The 22,982-nt window shown below is 45.4% G+C and carries 19 protein-coding genes; 2 read left to right on the top strand and 17 right to left on the bottom strand.

The genetic code is table 11. The features are described from left to right. Window positions 1-496 precede the first annotated feature (496 nt). Together ESZ91_RS00090 and ESZ91_RS00085 are read right to left on the bottom strand one after the other, a co-directional pair. Window positions 497-5,647, bottom strand: a complete 5,151-nt coding sequence (locus ESZ91_RS00090; RefSeq protein WP_129222893.1) for a hypothetical protein — start codon at window positions 5,645-5,647, stop codon at window positions 497-499. After that, complete coding sequence (locus ESZ91_RS00085) at window positions 5,647-6,111, bottom strand: hypothetical protein (protein ID WP_129222891.1); 465 nt, start codon at window positions 6,109-6,111, stop codon at window positions 5,647-5,649. Before ESZ91_RS00085 ends, ESZ91_RS00090 begins: the two co-directional genes overlap by 1 nt. A gap of 501 nt (window positions 6,112-6,612) precedes the next feature. Here ESZ91_RS00085 and ESZ91_RS00080 point away from each other — a divergent pair. After that, entirely contained in the window at window positions 6,613-6,885 is a 273-nt protein-coding gene (locus ESZ91_RS00080) for a helix-turn-helix domain-containing protein (RefSeq protein WP_129222885.1), read from the top strand. Between the two features lie 517 nt (window positions 6,886-7,402). Here the strand turns inward: ESZ91_RS00080 and ESZ91_RS00075 are convergent. The 3 genes from ESZ91_RS00075 to ESZ91_RS00065 form a co-directional block, all read right to left on the bottom strand. Beyond that, window positions 7,403-7,813, bottom strand: coding sequence for a hypothetical protein (locus ESZ91_RS00075; RefSeq protein WP_129222883.1), 411 nt, complete (start codon window positions 7,811-7,813; stop codon window positions 7,403-7,405). A 608-nt stretch (window positions 7,814-8,421) separates the two neighbouring features. Next, entirely contained in the window at window positions 8,422-8,673 is a 252-nt protein-coding gene (locus ESZ91_RS00070; protein ID WP_129222889.1) for a helix-turn-helix domain-containing protein, read from the bottom strand. A gap of 338 nt (window positions 8,674-9,011) precedes the next feature. Beyond that, window positions 9,012-9,200 (bottom strand): hypothetical protein, encoded by a 189-nt coding sequence (locus tag ESZ91_RS00065; protein WP_129222887.1) that lies wholly within the window; start codon window positions 9,198-9,200, stop codon window positions 9,012-9,014. Between the two features lie 136 nt (window positions 9,201-9,336). Between ESZ91_RS00065 and ESZ91_RS00060 the strand changes: the two genes are divergently transcribed. Next, window positions 9,337-9,609, top strand: coding sequence for a helix-turn-helix domain-containing protein (locus ESZ91_RS00060; RefSeq protein ID WP_129222885.1), 273 nt, complete (start codon window positions 9,337-9,339; stop codon window positions 9,607-9,609). A gap of 517 nt (window positions 9,610-10,126) precedes the next feature. On the opposite strand, the gene ESZ91_RS00055 is transcribed toward ESZ91_RS00060, so the two are convergent. The 12 genes from ESZ91_RS00055 to ESZ91_RS00005 all read right to left on the bottom strand — a co-directional run bounded on the left by ESZ91_RS00055 (window position 10,127) and on the right by ESZ91_RS00005 (window position 22,818). Next, on the bottom strand, window positions 10,127-10,537 hold the full coding sequence (locus tag ESZ91_RS00055; RefSeq protein ID WP_129222883.1) for a hypothetical protein: 411 nt from the start codon (window positions 10,535-10,537) through the stop codon (window positions 10,127-10,129). Window positions 10,538-11,145: 608 nt separating this feature from the next. After that, window positions 11,146-11,397 carry a winged helix-turn-helix domain-containing protein gene (locus ESZ91_RS00050; protein ID WP_129222881.1) on the bottom strand — a complete coding sequence of 84 codons (252 nt, stop codon included), beginning with the start codon at window positions 11,395-11,397 and terminating at the stop codon, window positions 11,146-11,148. Window positions 11,398-11,736: 339 nt separating this feature from the next. Further along, window positions 11,737-12,276, bottom strand: a complete 540-nt coding sequence (locus tag ESZ91_RS00045) for a hypothetical protein (protein WP_129222879.1) — start codon at window positions 12,274-12,276, stop codon at window positions 11,737-11,739. 42 nt (window positions 12,277-12,318) lie between these two features. Continuing rightward, window positions 12,319-13,374, bottom strand: coding sequence for a hypothetical protein (locus ESZ91_RS00040; protein WP_129222877.1), 1,056 nt, complete (start codon window positions 13,372-13,374; stop codon window positions 12,319-12,321). 31 nt (window positions 13,375-13,405) lie between these two features. After that, on the bottom strand, window positions 13,406-13,576 hold the full coding sequence (locus tag ESZ91_RS11520; RefSeq protein ID WP_154071815.1) for a hypothetical protein: 171 nt from the start codon (window positions 13,574-13,576) through the stop codon (window positions 13,406-13,408). Between the two features lie 100 nt (window positions 13,577-13,676). Further along, window positions 13,677-15,050: a hypothetical protein gene (locus ESZ91_RS00035; RefSeq protein WP_129222875.1), complete on the bottom strand. Its 1,374-nt coding sequence runs from the start codon at window positions 15,048-15,050 to the stop codon at window positions 13,677-13,679. 698 nt (window positions 15,051-15,748) lie between these two features. Then, window positions 15,749-17,845: a hypothetical protein gene (locus ESZ91_RS00030; protein WP_129222873.1), complete on the bottom strand. Its 2,097-nt coding sequence runs from the start codon at window positions 17,843-17,845 to the stop codon at window positions 15,749-15,751. A gap of 12 nt (window positions 17,846-17,857) precedes the next feature. After that, entirely contained in the window at window positions 17,858-18,481 is a 624-nt protein-coding gene (locus ESZ91_RS00025) for a hypothetical protein (RefSeq protein WP_129222871.1), read from the bottom strand. A gap of 15 nt (window positions 18,482-18,496) precedes the next feature. Beyond that, on the bottom strand, window positions 18,497-19,531 hold the full coding sequence (locus ESZ91_RS00020) for a hypothetical protein (RefSeq protein ID WP_129222869.1): 1,035 nt from the start codon (window positions 19,529-19,531) through the stop codon (window positions 18,497-18,499). 12 nt (window positions 19,532-19,543) lie between these two features. Continuing rightward, window positions 19,544-20,623 (bottom strand): hypothetical protein, encoded by a 1,080-nt coding sequence (locus tag ESZ91_RS00015; RefSeq protein ID WP_129222867.1) that lies wholly within the window; start codon window positions 20,621-20,623, stop codon window positions 19,544-19,546. A gap of 18 nt (window positions 20,624-20,641) precedes the next feature. Next, on the bottom strand, window positions 20,642-21,691 hold the full coding sequence (locus tag ESZ91_RS00010; protein WP_129222864.1) for a hypothetical protein: 1,050 nt from the start codon (window positions 21,689-21,691) through the stop codon (window positions 20,642-20,644). 326 nt (window positions 21,692-22,017) lie between these two features. Beyond that, window positions 22,018-22,818 (bottom strand): DNA adenine methylase, encoded by an 801-nt coding sequence (locus ESZ91_RS00005; protein WP_161970971.1) that lies wholly within the window; start codon window positions 22,816-22,818, stop codon window positions 22,018-22,020. Between the last annotated feature and the right edge of the window lie 164 nt (window positions 22,819-22,982).

Genomic DNA, 22,982 nt, shown 5'->3' with positions numbered 1-22,982 from the left:
TCTGCTCTCAATTTATTTTTATAAAAGTTTTAAGCGACGATTTTGCGGACGTTGACGTCCGCGAGGACCTATGCTACCATAGCCGACCGAAAAAAGCAAAATTTGAGGTGCTACTTCAACCGAATTATGATACCGAAGAAATCTTGTGCAAAAAATAATACGAACCCCGAATTATCTTCGGGGTTCGTATTATTCACGTATGGCGCAGAGAAAGGGATTTGAACCCTTGTTACCCGTGGGGTAAACACGATTTCGAGGCATCGCGCAAATGCCTGTCAAAACAAACAATACAACATTTAGAAGAAGTCTTAAAATAAAAATACTATATATTGTGCTTTTTTCTCAATATGATTCATACCCATCCATACCCATTGCAAAAATAGCCGCCTCCTTTATAGGAGACGGCTCATATTTTTTATATCTTTTTTCAAGGAATCAAATTGCTAAATATATCATAATAAAAAAGGGAGCAGTTTTACAACTGTTCCCTTTTTTTTTATCCTGGATAATTTTGGTAACTTCCTTTATTTACTCCATCAGTTCCTTCTTTTCCATGAGCCCCCATGGGCCCACCTGAAGCTGAATCACCTTTTTTACCCGGACTTCCTCCATAAGCATCTCCTCCATTACCACCATTACCTCCTGCTGCAAAGATCGCATTTCCTTTCGTAGCATGGCCGCCATGCCCACCATTATATCCGTAGCCACCATTACCGCCAGATTTACCTCCGCCGATATTACCTACATACCCCCCGCGGCCGCCGTTTCCACCATTACCTGGTGTTGCGTACAAACCCGTTTTACCTGAATAACCTCCTTTACCGCCATTGCCACCATTGCCGCCTCTGGAAGGTTTTTGATCTGTATTCGTATCATCAAATCCGTCGCCGCCATCACCACCGTTTCCACCAATACCACCGTATCCACTTTCAGAACTGCCGCCAGCGCCGCCATTGCCACCGTTTCCGCCACGACCGCCTTTACCGCCATCTCCGCCACGACCGCCTCTCCCATTGGTTGAGTAACCGCCTCTTCCGCCAGTGCCTCCAGCGCCACTTGAACTGTCACTACTATTTATAGGTTTTCCATCGCCGCCATTGCCACCGTCTCCGCCACGACCGCCAGTGCCATTTTCTGAAAAGCCACCGATACCGCCAGTGCCTCCAACAGCATTTTCGCCATAACCATTGCCGCCATTGCCGCCTATACCGCCTACACCAGAAGCACCTTTAGATTTGGTTATCTTACTATTTGATAGAAAATAATTACATGGTTCAGCGCCATTCCCTCCAGCACCTCCATTACCACCTTTTTTGCCATGAACCGAAGATGCATTACCATTAGCTCCGTCCCCGCCATTGCCGCCATGACCGCCATTTCCTCCAGTTAAAACGATTTTACTGCAAGAAGATTTTACTTGTATGGAGGCCGCTTGCGGTATGCTTAAAGCTAAACCACCATTTCCTGCATTACCCCCGTTTTTACCCGCGGCAGCACTATTAAGCGCCTTTCCTCCATTGCCACCATTACCGCCAGTCAAATACAATTCATTAATGTATATCACTAAAGTCTGCGCAACTAAAGCAGTTGCTCCAGACACTGCATCATTACCAGTAGTAGCATTCTGCGCACTTGCAGCGGTAACTTTCAAAGATTTTCCAGCTAAAATTAATTTATTTACCGCTATGGCCGTATTAACAGAATTTGCAGAAGGCATGATATTACAGACATTTGCTACATCAAAATATATAGTTTGATCACCTGAATAATTCAGTGCACAATCTGCGTAATAAAAATACAGATTACTTACATTAATTCTTAATGAATCTTGCCGAGAAGCGACTTTAATGTTTAACCGAAAATATTTTCCACCAACCCCGTCAATATTTAACATTTTAATATTAGATGGAACCGTAATCGTTGTTACAACTTGCGTCGAATCCGTAGATGCGTAATTAACATAAGCCATCATTTTACTATTAAAGTTAATTTGGTTAATACTCATACGCGGATTTTGATAATTCAATTCCTCTTCCACGATAAAGGTACCCAACGTTTCAGAAGTAAAAGTATAACGGGCTGTTATCGTAGCGTTTACTTCCCATCTAATATCATTCAAAGAAACGCTTAGCGAGGATCTTGAATCCGACACATCCTTAATAGAACCATCATTGACAAACAATTCGTTATTGGTACACTTAAAGGTTTCATCGGAATTATATGTCATATTAGATTTTGCGAAAAACGCATATTCGTCGCTTACATATTCTAATCGTACTTCTACCTCCGGTGATTGTACATAAAAAATTGCGAAAGGTACGACCTTGTCCAAAAAGCTAACATTAACGGTTACTGTCGAAGCATTGCCTTCAAAGAAATAATAATAACCATTAATCGGAACAACAGTTTCACCATTATAATTAACAATAAACTGAGGATATTCTTCAATACCGCCTATAACTATATTATTCTCATCAACTAAAAGAAAGGTATAAGCATTTCCTCGAATCAAATCATCTACGACATTTCCATCTTTTGATTGAATTCTTATATCAAAATCTTGACTTGCATCAATTAAGGCAGCTTTTACCGAAGATATCGATTTACCGTTAACGGCATATAATTTATCTTCATTACTATCAAAATTATATTTTATCCAAGCCGCACTGTCGGAATAATCAGTATACTTTCTGAAACCCGTACCAGTAATCGACCAGAATTCGACTTTCCCTACCAAAGGGCTATCAACATATAAAACATAATCACCCTTAGGTATTTTTATAAAAGTATAATCATTGTTGCTTTTTATAGGAATATTCGATAATTCGTTTTTGTCAAACACAGTAACTTCGTTCTCTGGATTTTTCGAACTATCTTCAAAGATCATATTAAAACCAAGGTAAAAATTTTTACCTTCTATTATTAATTTTACGTATATTTTACTTGTTGTAGCCGTAAAATTTAACGATACAAATTTTTCATTCGAATGTGCCAAAACAGTTCCGTTTGCATCAGAAATTTCAACACTTCGGGGATTGGTTTTCAGTTCATTCCCAAAAGTATAAAATATATATTTTTCACCTTGAATCAAATTGTATTGATAATACGATGTATTAGAAATCATTTTAGATTCCATAATCGCCATTTCAGGTACAATGTTACTCATTTTGATAGTACTGCTTTGATTTTTTTCACCGGTTACCAAAACGTAATATACTCCGCTTATAATTTTATCGTTCGGAGTATAATAAATTTCGTTAAGCCCGGAATCCAACAGTGAGTAATTTAACTCGGATTCTATAAAATACTTGCCGGTTAGCGGGAGGGAAACTTGGAACATCTTTGTTCCGTTTTCATTTAAAGTAAACGAGGTGCTTTGATTTAAAATTAAAGCATCTTCTTGCAAATCAACTGTAATGTTAAAATTAATAATCTTAGGATTACTGATTGAAAAATATACCGTATCGCCATTGGGGATAAACAACGAGTAAGAAGATGGATTCATTATTGAAATATATTGTCCATTGTGTATTAAATAATATAATTGTGCGCCACTACTCAACGAAAACGTATAACGATGACTTACTTTACTTGTAAACGAAACAAACTGATATGTACTTTTCCCTGTGATCGAAGTAGTGCCTATGGTTTTAAGCTTTTGCGAATCGCGTTGAACGCTAAATTTGACCGATCCTATTTTATTCGCTTTTATGACCCCGTAATATGTTTTCCCACCCTCCATTAAATAACTATCAATACCGTTGCCAACAACGAGTTGGTTTAAATCTATAAAATACGAATATAAATCAATATTATATTTTTCTATATAATAAAGCCCAGTAACTGGTGCTGTAAATGAAAATATGATTTTAGTTTCAATCGTCGTTTCTACAGGTTTATCTAATTCAACTGCAAGCCCATCTCCTAAAGTTATTTTTGCATTTTGAACTTTATTACTATCTCGGTTTACAATTTCCAACACAACGGATTTATGATGACCGTCATTATAAAAACAGAATTCATTTCCATTTTTATATACTTCTAAAAGATTATCAAAAGAATCCCCGTACAGATTTACTTCGAAATTTTTATCAAACGTATCGACGAGATAATTCCGATTATTTAAGTCAACGCTAAAGTATACCGCCTCTCCTCCATTCAAAGTAATATTTTTTGTCCCGTTGTTAAAAGCAATCGGCGTAAATTTTATATGCAAAGAAGAACGGACGGCATTTTGTCCGCTGACGATAATCGTATACTTTTTCCCTTTTGATAATTGAACGCTTGCATTTCCAATTCCGGTCCATAAAGTCGATCCGGATTGGTCCATTACTTTTATATTCAGAACTTTATTAATATCATAAATTTGATAATTCCCTGATGCATACGGCGTATAAGAAAATTTCTGATTTCCGTTTTCTAATAAATAGATATCCGCACTGGTTTCCATGGGTTTATTATCCATCTCAGTTACCGGTGCTGCTTCTGAAAATAAAGATTGACTATATGTAGTTAAAAACGGTTTTCTATTGCCATTGTCATAATTATCATTATAATATGTAATTTTATCTGCTTTTACCGAAACTATGTCAAAACGCATCTGCTCTAATAAACGACTACGATAATTTGTATCGCTCAACAGAGTGACACACTCTGCATAGCCGCCAACATCGATATATATGTCGTTTGCCGGATTAATACTACTCGCACGCGTAAACGTTTCATACGAATCATCGGCTGCTTGCTGTGATCTTGATGCCTCTGTAAAAATAAACTTATCTTCAGGCGTAGTGAAATCAATGTCTTTAGTATCCGTTATAAAAGCATCAATGACTTCACAAAAATCTTTACTAGTGGTTATAACATCCCCAACTATAGGTATTCTTCCTAAAGCTTGATTTAAAGCAAAAATTCCTAATTCTTCTAAGCCGTTTCCACTGAATTGTTTTACTCCTTTAAAATTAAATAGAGTTTGTTGGATAATCAGCCCGTCATCTTTCTGTTTGGAATATCCTCGCTCTCCATAATTAACTGCGTTTTCATTGAGTAAAAGCGTACTGAAACCGACATTCCTAAGTTGAAAGTCCTTATCAAAATATAAAGTAGTGGTAGAACCACCTAGTTGATATGTATATTTTGCATCGCTCTTATACCAGGTTTCTACTCCTTCCGCGTTCAATCCATATTTGAAGTTCTCACTCACAATCGGGGTCACTCTCATGACCTGACGATTACCTTCAAATGTCCATTGAAAATCAAATACAAAGATGTGTAAAAATGCTATTTCGCCGTTATTAGGAGGGACATTATGATATGAATGTACAACCAAAAAGCCATATTCCTCACCTACGTATTTATATACAACAGGCTCTCCATTTAGCCTCAGATACTCTATCGGAATTACATTCGGTAAATCCCGAATCGGCGCGCCATATGCCGCGATATTTAATTCTGAAGCGAAATCAAAAATATCTTTTCCTGAACTTGTATTCTTTAAAAGATCTGTACTCGTATATTGTGCACATTTATCTTCTATACTCGTTTCAGCCTGTACCCGTTGCGAAGGAAATAATAACAATAAACTGCACATAAGTGACAATATCAATGTAATCGATAGACTGCCTATCCACAATCTCTTTGTTCTCATTAAAAATTCTCCCTTGGTAAAATATTCACCGTTAATCTTCCTGTAAAAGGAAATACCAATGTGCTATCTGGCTTCATCACAAAACGAATCTCATAAGTACCGATTTCATAAATTCCATCTTTCGGACTATAATCAATTTCGCCCTCCGGAGAAATATAGTGCATTACATCACATGTAATCCTATTTTCATCCGTTAAATGTTTAATTGTACCATCCTCAAATAAAGCAAGTACCATAAAATATCTATATCGCCCATCAAACTCGATTTCTATTGTTTTATGGTTTTCTTTCTCGGTCAGTTCACAATAAGCATCTTCTCTTTTATCATACTCATGTTCGACGATCAGCATCGTTATATGCTGCCGATTTGGATACGGATTTTTTTCTCCACAACCAAAAAAAACAAAAGTAATCATGCTGAATACAAATATCACTAAAAACGTTGCCCAAATTTTTCTTTTCACAATTTACCTCCTTTTATTTTATATAATAATTTTTGAATCCATCACCTCCTTAAATGTAATGTACTAAATTATATACTGTACTTAAACTAAAAAGTTTCCATAATACTCTTTTTTATTTTATTAAATTTTGAAAAGAAAAAGGCGCTGCCCTATCGGGAAACGCCTCACAAATTTACGCATCAACTATTAAATTCTTAAAAACTAGTAATATAGGGATAGATTTGTTCTATAAAAAAATCGACCTATTGCGATTTTGCGATAGGTCGATCTGCCCCCCCGAGCCGGCGATTGGTTCCGTTAGATACGGCTTTAAAATTGAAAATTGTAAATTAGAAAATTAAGAATAATATTAAAAACTGGATGCACTTGCACACAATTCTCGGGTATTATCATATTACCATACCCCATATATTTTGTCAACAATTATTACAATATTTAAGACTTGATTTACAGTCTGTATTTCCGCGCGATTTTTTCAGTCTGAATACGTATAATATTCATATGAGTAAAAAGATTGATACAAACGAATACATGACATTGACTGACGCCATTATTAAAAGAATCGATGAGTTGTCGCACTTTCACAATATCCCCTTGCCCAAGTGGAGCATCAAAGCAGGGATCACGCCCTCGACGGTATACGGAATTATGAAAAAAACTTCGGGATGCCCGAGAGTTCAAACGCTCAAATTGCTTTGCGATGCAATCAATATTTCTTTATCCGATTTTTTTGATGCAGACTATATCGCCACCGCTATTTGCGAGGAAGATTGATCCTTTTTTCTTTATTTTTCCAGTTGACTGGAAAAAGCGCCGCCCTATCGGGCCGCGCCTCTAAAAATCTTTTGCATGAAATGTTGACTTTTATAAAAAGCCGTGCTATAATAAAACCACAACAAGGGCAAAACCTTTAAACGGTTAGCCTATGTTCGGTAAAAAATAACCGCCATCGGTGCTAACGTGGGCGGTTATTTTTTTATGTGTACAATGATTTTATCATTCGTGACGCGGAAAGATTGTATTAACCCGACGTCTACAAGAAACGCCAGTAGTAAAATATAATCATATCCCATAAAAACCACCTCCTTTTCGGAAGTGCTAACCGCCATCAAGGCTCTGCCCCTATTGCTTATCCTTATTATACCATACCACGCGCCATTTTTCAACATTTTTTCGCGCGGGATTTTTCTTTATTTTTCCAGTTGACTGGAAAAACTACATTGCCAATTTGCGTCGGCGCAGGCGCGAAGTCAGACAAAAGATCGAGAATTTTCCAGTCAACTGGAAAATTCTACTTGTATAGCAACCTGCTTTTATGATATGTACCACCCTCGGCATCTCTCTGCACTCGAAAAAACTTGACGAGTTCCTTTTTGTTTTCCATGTAATTTTTCCGTATGGCATAATCCACGATCTCGCCAAGCGTGATCTTGACGAACATATGCAGCGAGCAGCAATTTTGCCGGGCAAACTCCGCCCGCTTTTCATAAGGATATTGACGGACGGATAGCAAAATCTTGTCCGCCTTTTTTATATTCATTGAGTTCATCGCCATCGCGCTGAACGGCGAAAAAAATTCTGCATCAAACATTTCATAATTCGCCAATAACCGTTCCGACGTTGTTTTCGTCTTATACCCGATCCACTCTTGGCATACTTCGCCGAAGGGTTTCGAATTAAATTTCTTTGTTTGTTGTTGCATGATGTAACCTCCAAAATATTTATATTTTTTCCAGTTGACTGGAAAATTATGATTGCCGTACCGATCACGGCCGCAAATGGCGGCACTCTGCCATTGATCGCCTATGCTGGCTACTTCGCTCGGTCGGCTCTTCCGCTCCGGCCGAGGCTTTGTTTCTTTATCAGCCTTATCGTTCTACTGTAACCGCGTTTCAGTTCCAGCCACCGCCGAGATTGATTGACAGGCTGCGCCTGTATGGCTATTTCAGTCCTTCTGTCGCGCCCTTTTGGGCGCGGGGCTCCCTGTGCGCATGAGATACAGCATGACACTCGATTGTGCCTTCTGTGGGATCAGCCAGCGAAAACCGCGTTCCCCCCGATTTCCGATTACCCGACTGATCCTGCGCCGCCTCAGCCACGGCAGCGCAACGCCCTCCAATTTTTTTGTTCTTCGGAAAAAATACAAACCGCTTGCTGTGCTTGGCTGCACGCGCCTTAATTCGTGCAGGTTCGTCAACGTCATTTTTCACCTTGCTCGAACGGCAGACAAGACCACGGACTTTTTGAGCGGAAGCCGCAAAGGCAAGGACGAGGAAACCGCATCTATGACGTTAAGGGAAAGCGCCGGCGTTATCCCGTCGGCATCTCTACAAAGATATCTTGTATCACGGTCAGTTTCCCGCCCGCCTTCGATATCAGCCCGGCTTCCGCCAGTTTATCAATATTGTATTTGATGGTATTTCTCGAATATCCGAGTTCTTCCGCGAGTTCCGCATAGTCAAGCCGCTTGCTTTCCGTTCCGAGGCGGTCGATCAGGATCACAAGGACGTTCAGTTCCGCGACGTGTAAATTTTGCATCGATTCCAGACGGATCGCTCTCATGCCTTTTTACCTCCTCTTTTTACTCTCAAAATTTTGCCCGAAAATTTTTCGGCCGCACCGCCAAAATCGCGCGGGTTCAAAAATTTGCGACAAGCGCAAATTTTTGAAATAGATGCGGTCGTATTTTTTTATACGGTCGCATGGTTGCACACGTTGTTATGCTTAGTTATGATCACTCCCCGCATCTTTCCGCAGGGCTCGGACGCTGCGCGGGATCCGCACGAGCAGGCGCGCATACGCGCACCTTCTTTTCCGCGCGGATCCCGCGCCCCGCCCGACCTTTTTCCTGCGGAAATTTGCTATTAGAGAGTGATTGACGCCCTCCGCGCGTCCGTTGATCATTTCTTGCTCCGTTTGCCGTATTCGTGCGTTGCCTTCCGCTTCGTCTGCGTGACCGTGAGTATCTCGCCCGTTTTTTTGCGGTGTTCTTCGGCATATGCACTTGCTTCTCCTACCGTCGCAAACGTCTTTCCCCGCTTGCTGTCCCAAACCGTATATGTCGGTGCATCCGTCGGCTTTTTCGGCATTGCGGATTGTATACGCTGCTCCCGCGCCCTATATTCATCTTCCGCTTTTATTGCCTTGACCGCCGCTTCCCGCGATAAGCCCAGAGCGGTAATGCGTTTAATTCGTTCCTCCTTTGTTCCGACNTATAATATTCATATGAGTAAAAAGATTGATACAAACGAATACATGACATTGACTGACGCCATTATTAAAAGAATCGATGAGTTGTCGCACTTTCACAATATCCCCTTGCCCAAGTGGAGCATCAAAGCAGGGATCACGCCCTCGACGGTATACGGAATTATGAAAAAAACTTCGGGATGCCCGAGAGTTCAAACGCTCAAATTGCTTTGCGATGCAATCAATATTTCTTTATCCGATTTTTTTGATGCAGACTATATCGCCACCGCTATTTGCGAGGAAGATTGATCCTTTTTTCTTTATTTTTCCAGTTGACTGGAAAAAGCGCCGCCCTATCGGGCCGCGCCTCTAAAAATCTTTTGCATGAAATGTTGACTTTTATAAAAAGCCGTGCTATAATAAAACCACAACAAGGGCAAAACCTTTAAACGGTTAGCCTATGTTCGGTAAAAAATAACCGCCATCGGTGCTAACGTGGGCGGTTATTTTTTTATGTGTACAATGATTTTATCATTCGTGACGCGGAAAGATTGTATTAACCCGACGTCTACAAGAAACGCCAGTAGTAAAATATAATCATATCCCATAAAAACCACCTCCTTTTCGGAAGTGCTAACCGCCATCAAGGCTCTGCCCCTATTGCTTATCCTTATTATACCATACCACGCGCCATTTTTCAACATTTTTTCGCGCGGGATTTTTCTTTATTTTTCCAGTTGACTGGAAAAACTACATTGCCAATTTGCGTCGGCGCAGGCGCGAAGTCAGACAAAAGATCGAGAATTTTCCAGTCAACTGGAAAATTCTACTTGTATAGCAACCTGCTTTTATGATATGTACCACCCTCGGCATCTCTCTGCACTCGAAAAAACTTGACGAGTTCCTTTTTGTTTTCCATGTAATTTTTCCGTATGGCATAATCCACGATCTCGCCAAGCGTGATCTTGACGAACATATGCAGCGAGCAGCAATTTTGCCGGGCAAACTCCGCCCGCTTTTCATAAGGATATTGACGGACGGATAGCAAAATCTTGTCCGCCTTTTTTATATTCATTGAGTTCATCGCCATCGCGCTGAACGGCGAAAAAAATTCTGCATCAAACATTTCATAATTCGCCAATAACCGTTCCGACGTTGTTTTCGTCTTATACCCGATCCACTCTTGGCATACTTCGCCGAAGGGTTTCGAATTAAATTTCTTTGTTTGTTGTTGCATGATGTAACCTCCAAAATATTTATATTTTTTCCAGTTGACTGGAAAATTATGATTGCCGTACCGATCACGGCCGCAAATGGCGGCACTCTGCCATTGATCGCCTATGCTGGCTACTTCGCTCGGTCGGCTCTTCCGCTCCGGCCGAGGCTTTGTTTCTTTATCAGCCTTATCGTTCTACTGTAACCGCGTTTCAGTTCCAGCCACCGCCGAGATTGATTGACAGGCTGCGCCTGTATGGCTATTTCAGTCCTTCTGTCGCGCCCTTTTGGGCGCGGGGCTCCCTGTGCGCATGAGATACAGCATGACACTCGATTGTGCCTTCTGTGGGATCAGCCAGCGAAAACCGCGTTCCCCCCGATTTCCGATTACCCGACTGATCCTGCGCCGCCTCAGCCACGGCAGCGCAACGCCCTCCAATTTTTTTGTTCTTCGGAAAAAATACAAACCGCTTGCTGTGCTTGGCTGCACGCGCCTTAATTCGTGCAGGTTCGTCAACGTCATTTTTCACCTTGCTCGAACGGCAGACAAGACCACGGACTTTTTGAGCGGAAGCCGCAAAGGCAAGGACGAGGAAACCGCATCTATGACGTTAAGGGAAAGCGCCGACGTTATCCCGTCGGCATCTCTACAAAGATATCTTGTACCACGGTCAGTTTCCCACCCGCCTTCGATATCAGCCCGGCCTCCGCCAGTTTATCAATGTTGTATTTGATGGTATTTCTCGAATACCCGAGTTCTTCCGCGAGTTCCGCATAGTCAAGCCGCTTGCTTTCCGTTCCGAGGCGGTCGATCAGGATCACAAGGACGTTCAGTTCCGCGACGTGTAAATTTTGTATCGATTCCAGACGGATCGCTCTCATGTCTTTTTACCTCCTCTTTTTACTCTCAAAATTTTGCCCGAAAATTTTTTCGGCCGCACCGCCAAAATCGCGCGGGTTCAAAAATTTGCGACAAGCGCAAATTTTTGAAATAGATGCGGTCGTATTTTTTTATACGGTCGCATGGTTGCACACGTTGTTGTGCTTAGTTATTATCACTCCCCGCATCTTTCCGCAGGGCTCGGACGCTACGCGGGATCCGCACGAGCAGGCGCGCATTCGCGCACCTTCTTTTCCGCGCGGATCCCGCGCCCCGCCCGACCTTTTTCCTGCGGAAATTTGCTATTAGAGAGTGATTGACGCCCTCCGCGCGTCCGTGGATCATTTTTTCTTCTTTTTCGGATTTGCTTTCGCTTTTTGCGGCGCCTGCCTTTTCATGATCTGCTTTTCTCGGTAGTATTTCAGCATTTGGTCGTTTACTTCAAACGACTGCGTATCTTTATGCCCTGCGGGTTCGAGTTTCAACACACGTACCAACACTTCACCGGGAGCGCCCGTCGGTGGTGCAAACCGCTCGCCCGTGATTTTGTACTTTACCCCCGCTTGATTTATGAGCGTATCGCCTACTTTGTCGGTGCTCTGCCTGTACACAACGCCGCCCTTCTCGTTATAATATACTTTTTTCGGTTTCGGTAAAGCGGCGGCTGCAGTCGCCGCTCGCGGCTTGCTTTGTTTCGCGGGTACGGCAGCGGTTCTGCCGTATTTACGGTCATATTCCGCTCGCAAATGGTCGTACTCTGCCTTATATTCCGCATACTGCTTTTTGTTTGTTCGTTCCCATTCGGTTTTCGTACAATTCTTTGTTTTTCCCATCATCTCGCTTATCGCGCGCATTTCTTGGGTTAATTCTTTCCTTGTCATGTGCTTGTGCTCCTTTTTGATCTTCTTTTTGCCTATAAGAAATTACAAATATTTTTTATATTGATCTTCGATACTTTTGACAAAATCCGCGTCGTACTTTTCGACGGGGACGCTCCAAGCCTCTTCGTTTCCGTTCCAATGCCACCCGCGCTTTTTTAGGGCATAGATAAGTTGCGGTTTCGGTTTGGTCGTAAATTTCATAAATACCCGTTCCCCGCTTTGGATTGTCTTTCGATATGCGTTATAACTGTCGCTTTCCATTAACTTTTTCGGCGGTTTCTTGCCCGTATATTCACCCGTTTTCACCTTGTCGTATAGTTTTGCGGCGTTCGTATTCTTGCGGAAGTGATATTCTTTGTCGTATTTTTCGTATAATTCCGCATATCGTTTCGGATCATACTGCGCGATCGGCGTCAACCACGTCGCCACAGTCGTTGCGCCCATATTCGGCATTGATCTCATTAAATGATGAAACTCTTCCTCTTTGCGTTTCGCCTCGGTTTTTCGATCTTCTTGATACTGCCGGTTGCTATTTTTCACGCTGCGCTCCACGCCCTTAAACCAATCGCTGATTTCCACGCTTTTTTGCATTGCCCGCTCCGCGATCCCGTTCATTTTTTGAGCGGGATACTGCGCCGGCCCTGATACTGTCCACGGTACATACCGAGCATCAAGAGAGAGTTTTTCATCGTACTTTTTCTTTAATTGCCCGATCAACTTTTCTTTTTGCTTGACGCTGATATCCCAACCGTTGATCTCGTCCGCATAGGATTTATACGCATCGACCGTATTATCCCCACGATTAAACATACTGTTGTTATTCGCCATATCCCTATTCCAAGCCGACAGTTCCGGCACGGGCACTTGCCCTTTGCGGATCTTTGGTATTTTTGCCGCTTTCGGTTTCTTTTCTTTGGCTGCGCGTTCTTCTTTCCGCAGTTCGTTCCATGCGCTCCACGCGTCGCGCGGCGTCATTCCTGCCGTCGATACGCCCGCTTTCTGTAACAACCCGTACGGCCTACGATAATTCGGCGTTGCGTGTTGCTTTTGCTCTACGGTCTTATCGGATTTCGTTTCTTCGTCTTTGTTTCTCTTCATACTTTCCTCCTTTTTCCAGTTGATCGGAAAATTATACTTCCGTCGATTCGCGATATTCCTGTTTCGTGATTTCCCGCACAGTGCCTTCGATATGCAAAAACTCGCAAAGCAATTTCGGATCTTTGGGCTTTGCGTCGATTTCCATATACATGACCTCGCCTGCGGCGTCGGTTATCTCGTAGTAATACTTTTTCCTGTTCATGGTTTCCTCCTGTATTAAAAAACAGCGTTTTATATCAGACACAGTACTTTGCATAGTCGGAATTTTTCGGATTTTTAAAAAATATTCTGTCTGAAATCGTTTAAACGGCTTTTTCATTTTCAGCATTTCTCGGGGATTCGCGTACTACCGAATAGTTTCGCAGATCGTCCTCCGCGCGCAAGGTCAAGCGTTCCCATCCTTCCAGTTCCAACGGAAGATCCAGCGCCTTATAGGTAAACCTGTACGATCTGTCGTCATAATCATAGATCAGGCGCGATGGCAATATGTAAGTGCCTTCCTTGCCTTTCAGTGCTCCGTCGTCATGCTCCACGTTGCCCATGTTCCTGTAACTGATCTGACGGTAGCCAATCGTCCGTACAATCGCGTCGAAGTAATACACGAACGTATTGAACCGGGGCTTATACTTTCCGGTTTCTTCCAAGCGGATCAGCCGCGCGCGAAGTCTGTTATCGAGCCGCAAAAGAAAGCCCGGTTTCAAGATCCATTTTTGCATTTTGCAATAGATGGTGTTATCCAAACATTTGCGGATATATTTCCCTGCCCCGTCGTCGCCCTGCTCCGTCATGATGATCATGAAATCCCCGTAATGCCGTACATAGCGGTAAAAATCCGCGACGTTATCATTGACTGTCGAAGAGGTATTCGCTCCCTTCGTGCTGCCGCTCTCGTCGTCGAAGATCACGCAGTATTCGGGCACGCGCTGCATTTGCAGGAAAAACTTATTGTTGGCTTTGTACGCGTACCGCCCGCACACGCGCATCCCCAACGTCGTGGCAAGGCACGGAATATAACAGCGTTCACGCCTTTTGAAAAACAAATAGGATTCCTCGATCGCCTTGAACTTTTCCAATTCCTCCGTCATACCCATTTGGATACAAGTGCGGATCCTGCGTTTGCGGGTATGGTACTCATATTTGAGATCTTCCCAGCGCCGCCGCGCCACGCATACCGCCATATCCCCGCCGAGCGAAGTCTTTCCCGCGCCCGGAGGACCGGTGCAGCAGACAGAATGTTGGTTTTCCATGTAGCCCGCACTTTGACCGTAATAGACGAACTCAAAATATTTTGCTTTGATACCCTTTTTGAAAAGCGTTATGACGGAAAACACGATCAGCAAGATCCCGCCGAGTTGTAACAGAAGTTTCCCTATCTTCCAGACCAACGACCAGTCCGCGCGGATCCCGTTGAACACCGACACGTCGAAAAACGTACATAATACGCCGTACCAGCCGTGGTAATAGTCGCGAGTGAGAAAGTATCCCAATAGATACGCAAGCGCCAGCAGCACCCAAAAACGGCAGTAAAACCGCGTGTTTTTGAAACTCTCGGTGCGTCGGCGTTCCGCCCATGCGCAGAATCTCGAATACCGCGTCAGGCGGCGCGCACCGCGCTGTAAGTCGCTGCGCCACCGCTTATATTCTTTTGTTCTCAGTATCGTTCCGTTTGTTTCCATAGCATTTTGATTGACTTCCGTCCCGTAAAATGATATAATTTTAATCAGAAAGGGCATTAGTTCGCCTTCGGGCTTGAACATTGCGAACAAGTGGTTTTACCGCTCGCGCCTTTTCTTTTTTTATGTCATTTTTTCTTTTCGTTTTTATCGATTACTTCCTGCACCTTCTTTTTGTCAACGTCACTGAATTTCCAGCCTTTCAGTCGTTCATTTTTTGCGCCTTTCGACACTTCTTTCGTTTTCGGCTGTATGTACGCGGGCTTCGGATTATTCGGTTCGGGATTTTTTTCGAGCCTGATATTTAAAATATCATTCGTCTTTCGTCCTGATGTGATCCCGATTACTTTATATACCTTTCCGTTTTCATCATATACATACGAAGGATGCCCGGTCGTTTCCTTGCTATGAAATTTGCGAAAATGCCGCTGAAACCGTTTCGATTTTTCTGTTTTATCCGATTTGGAATCGGATTTTTTATTTTTCTGACGATTGATTCTAAACATAGTACTTTGCAAAACACCGCCGAAGAGCATTTCGGCGGTGTTCCGCTGCCCTCCTTTTAGTTCTTTCCGCGCTTGCCGATGCGGAGTTTCCCGCCCGTTACCTTTTTGGCGATCGCACGGTTCTCGTCGTTCTTTTTGTAATACGACGTACCGTCACGGTCTACCACCGCGATATAATTCGGCGTTGCGTAGATATCACGAGCCTTTGCGAATGTTCTTTCCCGTTTTTGGAGTGCTTTTTGTTTTGCCGTCGGCTTTTCCGCCTCGGGCGACTGTATTTTGTTTCGGGGCTTTCCCGCCCGTGTTACCTGTTTTACTGCGCGGGGCGCTTTTGCTCCCGCCTGTTTTGCTTGGCATTTTTTTGCCGCCATTTGCTTTTACCTCCCTTTCGATTTCTTTGGTTTTTATCTCACTGATTTTTTCGCTCGGCGGTTTGTATTCCACGGATATTTTTTGCCTGGAAGATACTGCGGATATGATGATCTTGATGATCAGGTAAACCGCGATCACGGCCAAGAAAAGAATACCGAGCATTAAAAGCAAGCGCAATATAACTTCGAGCGGGTTCGTCTGCTCTGCGTCTGGCAGCGGCGGCGTCACGCCCGGTATTATATCGATCGGGTCGTTTACCGCCGCTATGACCGTGTATACGCCGTCCTTATAGAATTTCAACTGTATGATCCTGAAATTCAGGAATACCGTCTGTTGTGCAGCATACCCGCATTCTTGCCAGGGCACCGTGCTTTCATTTACTTCGCTGATATTGCTCACAATCGACGTCGCATAGTAGTCCGTCACCGAATAGCGGAAGATAAAAACGGTTTTGTCCGTATCTTCTGCCGCTTGGCAATACTGGCGGAAACCGCTCACGTCGTCGGGATCGATATACAGATTTTTCGACAGACTTTCATCGGACAGTTTGAGTTGTTTGTCCGTCACTTCCTCGATCGCCTTGATATTGCTGTATGTCGCGCTTTCGTAGTCCTTTATACCTAAAAACTTATACCAGAAATTTTTATTCAGCACTTCGGCGGTCAGGCTGTATTTTGTTTCGCTGTCGATCGTGCGGACGTTTTCCCCGCGCTCGTGTCCTTCGTCTACGTAGTCCACAAAAAGATCCGTACTGTAAGTCCCGTTGATTTTATCCCCGTCCGCCGTTTCGCTGTACTCTTTGAGCGCTCTTTCCATGCGTTCCGAAGTGATACTGTACGTATCGGCGGGCGCGCCGTTCGTATAAAACGCTGCCGTCAGCAAATTGTAAACGTCGCCATAGGTGAGCACACCCCTGTCACCGTTCTCGTTATAGATCCAGCCTGCCTCGTGCCGCACTTCCCCGATCACGGAAGTCCAGCGGTACAGTCCCGCAAGCATATAATCCGACGTAAACCGCGTCATATCCTTGCCGACGAGCGGCGTAAAAGTGTCATGGGCGGTTTTGTCATCGAACACCGCGAGCAGCCCCGTCTTGTATTCGTCCCAACGCGCTTTGATCTCCGTGATCTGGCGGCCGTATTTTTTCAGTACGTCGTTCGGCACCGCAAAATATACGCTGTTCAGTTGATCCTGGTGCCCGTCGGTAAACACTCCGTCGGGGCGGTACTGCGTCGGTATCACTTCCAGATCCAGCGTTTCCAGATCCGTGACTTCGCACGTCAGCGTCGTGGCGGCGTCTGCGTCCGAGCCGTACCCCGCGGCATAACCTTTGTATGTATACGTTCCGCCGCAGCCGTAGTCTTTCGCAAGGCTGTCGCCCTTATAGATCAGTTCCACGCTCGACAGATCGTAACGCCGCGCATTGCTGTTCACCCGTTCCGCCATTGTCTTGCCGTCCGCGCTCTCGTGATCCTGCACGCGGAATTTGTAAAACAAATTGTTATAGTCGCCCGTGGATTTATTGCAGAATTTCAATTCAAAATTTTCATAGTCGTCGGGGCTGCCCTTTTCGTTATACCCCACGGCGAACTGCGCCACGTTCAGTATGCTTGACGTATCGATCTCACGGCCTGTCGGGTTATAGAAATACAGATACACGGCATAATTCCCGCGCATATTGGCGGCATAACTGTAACAATATTCGATCAGCGTCACAAGTTGCACGCGACCGTTTTCGTTATACGGATATTCCGACAAATCGAAAGCGTTTCCGTCCGCGTCCGTCGAGCCTGTCAGATCGTCCAGCACATTGACGTAATCAAACTCGCGTTCGGTTTCCGCCTGCGCCTGGCTCGGCGGGTTTACTGCCGCGCCCAGGAGAAGAAAAAAGGCACATAAAACAGATAATATTTTTCTCATGCCCGCCCCTCCTTAAAAGATTATGTGCGGCGGATTTATGCTGATCGTCGGCTTGTCAGATACACCGAAGTATATAAGTATGTTTTTCCCGTCCGACAGCCCGACGGACATGATCCAGAAGTCCGTATCTTTCGGCAATTCATCGGGCAGCGTGACCGTTTCGCCGCCGTACTTTTCCGACAGCACAGACGAAACCGAATAATCCGAGGGGATATTCACCTCGAACCGATCCTCGGAGATCTCTATGCCGAAATACTCCGTTACCTCCCCGACATGGGCAAAAGATTGCGGATTTCCGTCCGCCTGAAACGTGAATTTCGCCTCGCTGTTCGCCTGGATCCTGACTGTATATTTCCCCGCGCCCGCAGCGGGTTTGATGCTCTTGATCTCAAACACGTTTTTCCCGCGGGCGAGTTTTACGCCCCTTTCCGCCGTTCCCAGATGCCTGCCGTTATACTCCACGTCTTCGAAATGGGTAAACCCGTTCGTTTCTATGGCATAATAGATCCCGCACCCGACCGCCGCAAGCAATACGGTCAAGAGGATAACCGCAACGATCCTGCCCGCACGGCTCTTTTTTTTCTTTGACTTTTGCGGCGCAGCCCGCGCTGCGCTCGCTTTCTTCTTTGCTGCCATTTTTACCCCCCCCTTTTAGAAAATGATCTGCGGCGGGTTCAGTTCTATCTCCGTCACGGGAATATCGAGATCTACTGTGCCGAGGGTCAGTTCGAGCATAGTGCCCCAATAACTTACATAGTCGGGAGCCGTTCCGTCTGATCCGTTGGTGACCGACGCGGTTACCCTTACGACCGCGCCCGAATAGCCCGCATAGCCTTTGTCAAATTCCGCGCGGCCCGCGCTCTTCACGCCGTACAGTTTATACATATTTGTTTTGCTGCTTACAAACGTGAGCGGTTCGTTTGTCGCCGTGACCGTGTTCGACGCCGCGGGGATCATATCCAGACTGCCGATTTCCGTATGCTCTTTTACCCAGGTGTAATAATCCGTATGATAACTGATACCGATATTCGTCTGCGCGTTTTCTTCCTGCATTGTTCCGACGCCCCAAACGATATTTTCTACCGAAAATACATACTCTTTGCCCGACGCGCTGATATCCAGCGTTTCCGCGATCTCATCGCCCGAGCGGACGACAAGTTCCGCGCTTTCCATTTTCGACATATAGTCCAGTTTGCAAACCGCCGTTACGTCGGGATATTTCCGCGAACGCGCGGTCAGGTTGATCGGCTCGCCGAACGCCTGTAAGCACTCGACCGTTGCAGTAGCGCTCCCGTCGCTTTCGGGTGTTACTTTCGCATATTCCTCAACCGCTTTGCCGCGCGCCCAATCGCTTTCCGCGTTCTCGAAGTCCACTTCCCAATCGATCGCTCTATTGCTCGCCGTGTCGGGTTTGATCGTCGCCGTTACAGTAATACCCGCGTTTGCCGTTTCGCTCTCCGACGTGGGGACGGCAAAAACCATGTTTGCGGGCATTTCAAACAGCCCGTCGCTCGTCAGTTCGTTCCCCGCTCCGTCATATACGCCAGAGATCCCGCCGAGTTCCTTTGCTTTGTCCGCCGTGAAAATCACCGTCGCCGCCGTCGCCGTCAACGCAAGCAATCCCGCAAGCGCAAGTGTTATGATCTTGGGGGCGGCGACCGCGCCGCCCCTGTCTTTTCCTTTCATGCTGCACTCCTTTTAAAATTCCAACGTACTGTCGCCCAGCGTCACCGAATCGACCGACCGCTCCTCGGATAACAGCGTCGTGTCAAATTTTACGTTAAACACGGCAAGTACTTTGCCGCCTGCCTGCTCAGGTCTTGTCATGAGCACGATCTCGTAGGCTGTTCCGTTATACGACAGCAACGCTTCTCTGATATTGTTTCGGATCGTCGCATTGTTTTGGTGCACCGAGTTCCAAAACTGCGCGTCAAATAAGCAATTTATATTTTCATCGGAGGTGATCACTCGCAGCCGTTCTGCGGAAAACCCGCTTCCGATCTTCGCGTCCAACGCGTTTTTCAGTCCGTCCGTCGGACGGATCTCGAAATATCCTGCGGTATTTTCATCTAAATACGTCTTGGTATATGCTTCGGAATATTCGTTGAACATTCCGCCGTCAAAATTAGACAGCCGATACAACGACACCTTTACACTCTGCTCCAATACTTCTTTATCTTCTGAATATTGCGTAGGCATAAACCATTCGTTCCTATCCGAAGAGATACCCTCGTTAATAAACCCGAATTTATAGCCCAAAAGTTTTCTCGCATAATCTACCGTGCAAGTCGCTTTTGCTTCCGCATTATCCCGCGATGTGACCGTAATCAGGATCTGTTCGCCGAAATTTTCAAGGCAAGTCACCGTCGCGCGGGTACTCCCGTCGCCGCTCGGCGTTACGGATATATAATCCGTCGCCACTTTATTCTTTGCCCACGCCGCAGACGGATTTTTAAACGTAACCGACCAATCCACTGTTTTGTTCGCTGCATTATCGGGCAAAACGGTGGCTTGCAACGTTACCGACGCCGAGTTCTGCGCCGTCGCGCTTTTCGTAAAGACCATTGCCTTCGGTAATTCGTAGACTTTCCCGCCGTCCAGTCCGTTCCCGTCCCCGTCCATGACGGGCGGCAGTTCTGTGACCGTTCCGCCTATGCTCGGCTCTGATACGAAATATCCGATCACACCTGCGACGAGCAGCAACATGACCGCCGCAAGGATTATGGATATGATCTTTTTCGGGGCGGCGATCGCGCCGCCCCTGTTCTGTTTGTTCATAATACCCTCCTTACCTGCTTAGAAGATGATCGTGCCGTCCTCGATCTGGATACCTGTGACCGCTTTGCCGATACTGCTTGCCGCATACGCCAGATAATAAGTGTCCGTCACGTCCTCCGTGTACGTGCTTGTAGTCGTAACCGTCACTACGAACGGCTGCGCCACGCCTTTCTTATCCAGCACTTTGCCGAGTTCGTAAAGGTTGGGCACGGTCGCAAAGTCCGCGCCGAGAAGTTGCGCGAAAAAGTCCGTGTTTGCGGTGATCCCCGCGCTTGCGTCGTAACTGCCGCTTACTGCGCTCGCGTTGATTTTCTTTGCTTCCGCCAACAAAGCCGCGCTCGGAGATATGCTTACCGTTGTGGTGTATGTATCTTCGATCGTGTACACCTCGGTAGTGTTATACGTGAAAGACGCTGCCTTTTGCCCGTCTTTCGACAGATATGCTTTGAAAATCGCCCAGTTCGAGGCGGTGCCAGTCGCATTGTTCAGCGTTACGATCGTGTCGCCTTCCAAACCCGCGCCCGCCGCGTACGTCACGTATGCGCTGCCGAGTTTCTGCGAACAGTCCACCGTGCAGGTGTCCGTATATTCGGGGTTATCCTGCGACGTCACCGTGATGATGATCTGCTCGCCGAACGCCTGTTTAAACGTGACCGTCGTCGTCAGTTCGTTCGTGTCCGTGATCGTCACATATTCCGAAAGCGTTTTGCCGCTCGCCCACTCGGACGCGGGATCCGCAAAGGCGATCGTCCAATTCACAAGTTGGTTCGTCGCGTCCAAAGGCTCGATGACCGCTTTGATCGTCACGCTCGTCGCGGGCGTCGCGCCGCGCAGCGCGGGGCGGAATACCATATTCGACGGCATATTGTACACCGTGTCGCCGTTCATCTCGTTCCCGTCGCCGTCTATGACCGTGCCCTTTTCCGCGTCCTTTTTAAACCACGTGCTTGCGTCCCAGTTTTTAAAACCCTCGGTTACGATCCCGAAAAAGATACTTGCTGCCAGCAGTATCGTCATGAATACCGCCCAAAAGCGGGCGAAACCGCTGCTTTTACTGTAATTTGCCATTTTTTGTTTTCCTCCGTTTTCTATTTCCTGATTTTATAATTTCCCTGATTTCTTTTTGCTCATAGCCCGAAATTTTCCAGTCAACTGGAAAATTTCGGGTAAAAACTCGTTTTCCCTGCGGGCATGAGCGTACCCGCAGGGTTCTATCTATGCCCCGTGGAGATTATGCGGGGCGGGATGGGCTTTGTTATGGCGGGCGTTCACGCTCTTTCAGTATACGCACGTTTACCGCACCGCCTAATAAATTTTCATACACGCGCCGCACTCGCGCCGCGCGGGACGACGATACACGTTTATACCGTTTCGTTTTCCCCTTGTATTCGATTTCAATTATCATTGTTTTTTCCTCCCGTCAGTAACCACGGCGGATCATAATTCATGTATAATTTTTCTGTTCGATGCAGCCCCATCTGCGCAGTCGTGGGCTTTTCGTCCGTTTCCCATTCCTTTAATTCTTCATTATATAATTCATTGTCATACGCCGATAAACAGATCTTGGATTTGCTTGCTTTTATTGTTTTTAATAGTTCCTCATGTTGCTTGTCTGTCATATCCGTTTTATACAATCCCTTTTTTCGCGTCGATTCGATATATGGCGGATCAAGATAAATCAAGGTATCGGGAGAATCATACTTTTTTATTAAAGAAACCGCGTCATAGTTCTCGATCTGCACTTCCCGTAAACGTGATAATGTTTCCAATATGATTTTCGGTAATTCAGCAAACCGAATCGGACAGCGCGGAGAATTCTTTGTCTGACTATTCTTCCAACTGTGTTTACTGCTGTCCGTAGATCCGAAACTCTGCCAGTACCTTACAAGCGTCCGACGCGCCTGCTCCAACGGATCGTCCGATCGGACATAACATTCCACATATTCCCGCCGCGAAAACGGCGTCAATTCTATCAATCGCGCAAGTTCTTCCCCTCGTTCGCGGCATACGCGGAATAAGTTCACAATATCGCCGTTCAGATCGTTCACCGTTTCAATCCCGGCAGGCGCTTTCATAAAGAAGATCGCGCCGCTACCGAAATACGGTTCTAAATAAACTGCATGAGCGGGAAAGTGCGCAATGATCCATTCCGCGATCCGCCATTTCCCGCCCGGATATTTCAAAACCGCTTTCAATCGTTCCCCTCCGTCTGTTCTAAAAAATATTTGCATATAGGCTCGCCGTTTTCCCATGGGATCAACTGTTTGTTTTGGCAGAGCATACACGCATACGCGCGCGGATTCGTCAATAAATACGCATTGATATCTTTGTAGAAACAGTAATAATTCAGTTCATTCTG

The sequence above is a fragment of the Candidatus Borkfalkia ceftriaxoniphila genome (assembly GCF_004134775.1).
Taxonomy (GTDB): Bacteria; Bacillota; Clostridia; order Christensenellales; family Borkfalkiaceae; genus Borkfalkia; species Borkfalkia ceftriaxoniphila.
The sequence above is the reverse complement of the archived record's forward strand: the minus strand, read 5'-3'. Positions and strand labels throughout refer to the sequence as shown.

Excerpts from the sequence above, each read along its gene's own strand:
- ESZ91_RS00090 (WP_129222893.1), bottom strand. The coding sequence starts at position 5,647 with ATGAGAACAAAGAGATTGTGGATAGGCAGTCTATCGATTACATTGATA.
- ESZ91_RS00080 (WP_129222885.1), top strand. The coding sequence starts at position 6,613 with ATGAGTAAAAAGATTGATACAAACGAATACATGACATTGACTGACGCC.
- ESZ91_RS00075 (WP_129222883.1), bottom strand. The coding sequence starts at position 7,813 with ATGCAACAACAAACAAAGAAATTTAATTCGAAACCCTTCGGCGAAGTA.
- ESZ91_RS00070 (WP_129222889.1), bottom strand. The coding sequence starts at position 8,673 with ATGAGAGCGATCCGTCTGGAATCGATGCAAAATTTACACGTCGCGGAA.
- ESZ91_RS00065 (WP_129222887.1), bottom strand. The coding sequence starts at position 9,200 with ATGCCGAAAAAGCCGACGGATGCACCGACATATACGGTTTGGGACAGC.
- ESZ91_RS00060 (WP_129222885.1), top strand. The coding sequence starts at position 9,337 with ATGAGTAAAAAGATTGATACAAACGAATACATGACATTGACTGACGCC.
- ESZ91_RS00055 (WP_129222883.1), bottom strand. The coding sequence starts at position 10,537 with ATGCAACAACAAACAAAGAAATTTAATTCGAAACCCTTCGGCGAAGTA.
- ESZ91_RS00050 (WP_129222881.1), bottom strand. The coding sequence starts at position 11,397 with ATGAGAGCGATCCGTCTGGAATCGATACAAAATTTACACGTCGCGGAA.
- ESZ91_RS00045 (WP_129222879.1), bottom strand. The coding sequence starts at position 12,276 with ATGACAAGGAAAGAATTAACCCAAGAAATGCGCGCGATAAGCGAGATG.
- ESZ91_RS00040 (WP_129222877.1), bottom strand. The coding sequence starts at position 13,374 with ATGAAGAGAAACAAAGACGAAGAAACGAAATCCGATAAGACCGTAGAG.
- ESZ91_RS11520 (WP_154071815.1), bottom strand. The coding sequence starts at position 13,576 with ATGAACAGGAAAAAGTATTACTACGAGATAACCGACGCCGCAGGCGAG.
- ESZ91_RS00035 (WP_129222875.1), bottom strand. The coding sequence starts at position 15,050 with ATGGAAACAAACGGAACGATACTGAGAACAAAAGAATATAAGCGGTGG.
- ESZ91_RS00030 (WP_129222873.1), bottom strand. The coding sequence starts at position 17,845 with ATGAGAAAAATATTATCTGTTTTATGTGCCTTTTTTCTTCTCCTGGGC.
- ESZ91_RS00025 (WP_129222871.1), bottom strand. The coding sequence starts at position 18,481 with ATGGCAGCAAAGAAGAAAGCGAGCGCAGCGCGGGCTGCGCCGCAAAAG.
- ESZ91_RS00020 (WP_129222869.1), bottom strand. The coding sequence starts at position 19,531 with ATGAAAGGAAAAGACAGGGGCGGCGCGGTCGCCGCCCCCAAGATCATA.
- ESZ91_RS00015 (WP_129222867.1), bottom strand. The coding sequence starts at position 20,623 with ATGAACAAACAGAACAGGGGCGGCGCGATCGCCGCCCCGAAAAAGATC.
- ESZ91_RS00010 (WP_129222864.1), bottom strand. The coding sequence starts at position 21,691 with ATGGCAAATTACAGTAAAAGCAGCGGTTTCGCCCGCTTTTGGGCGGTA.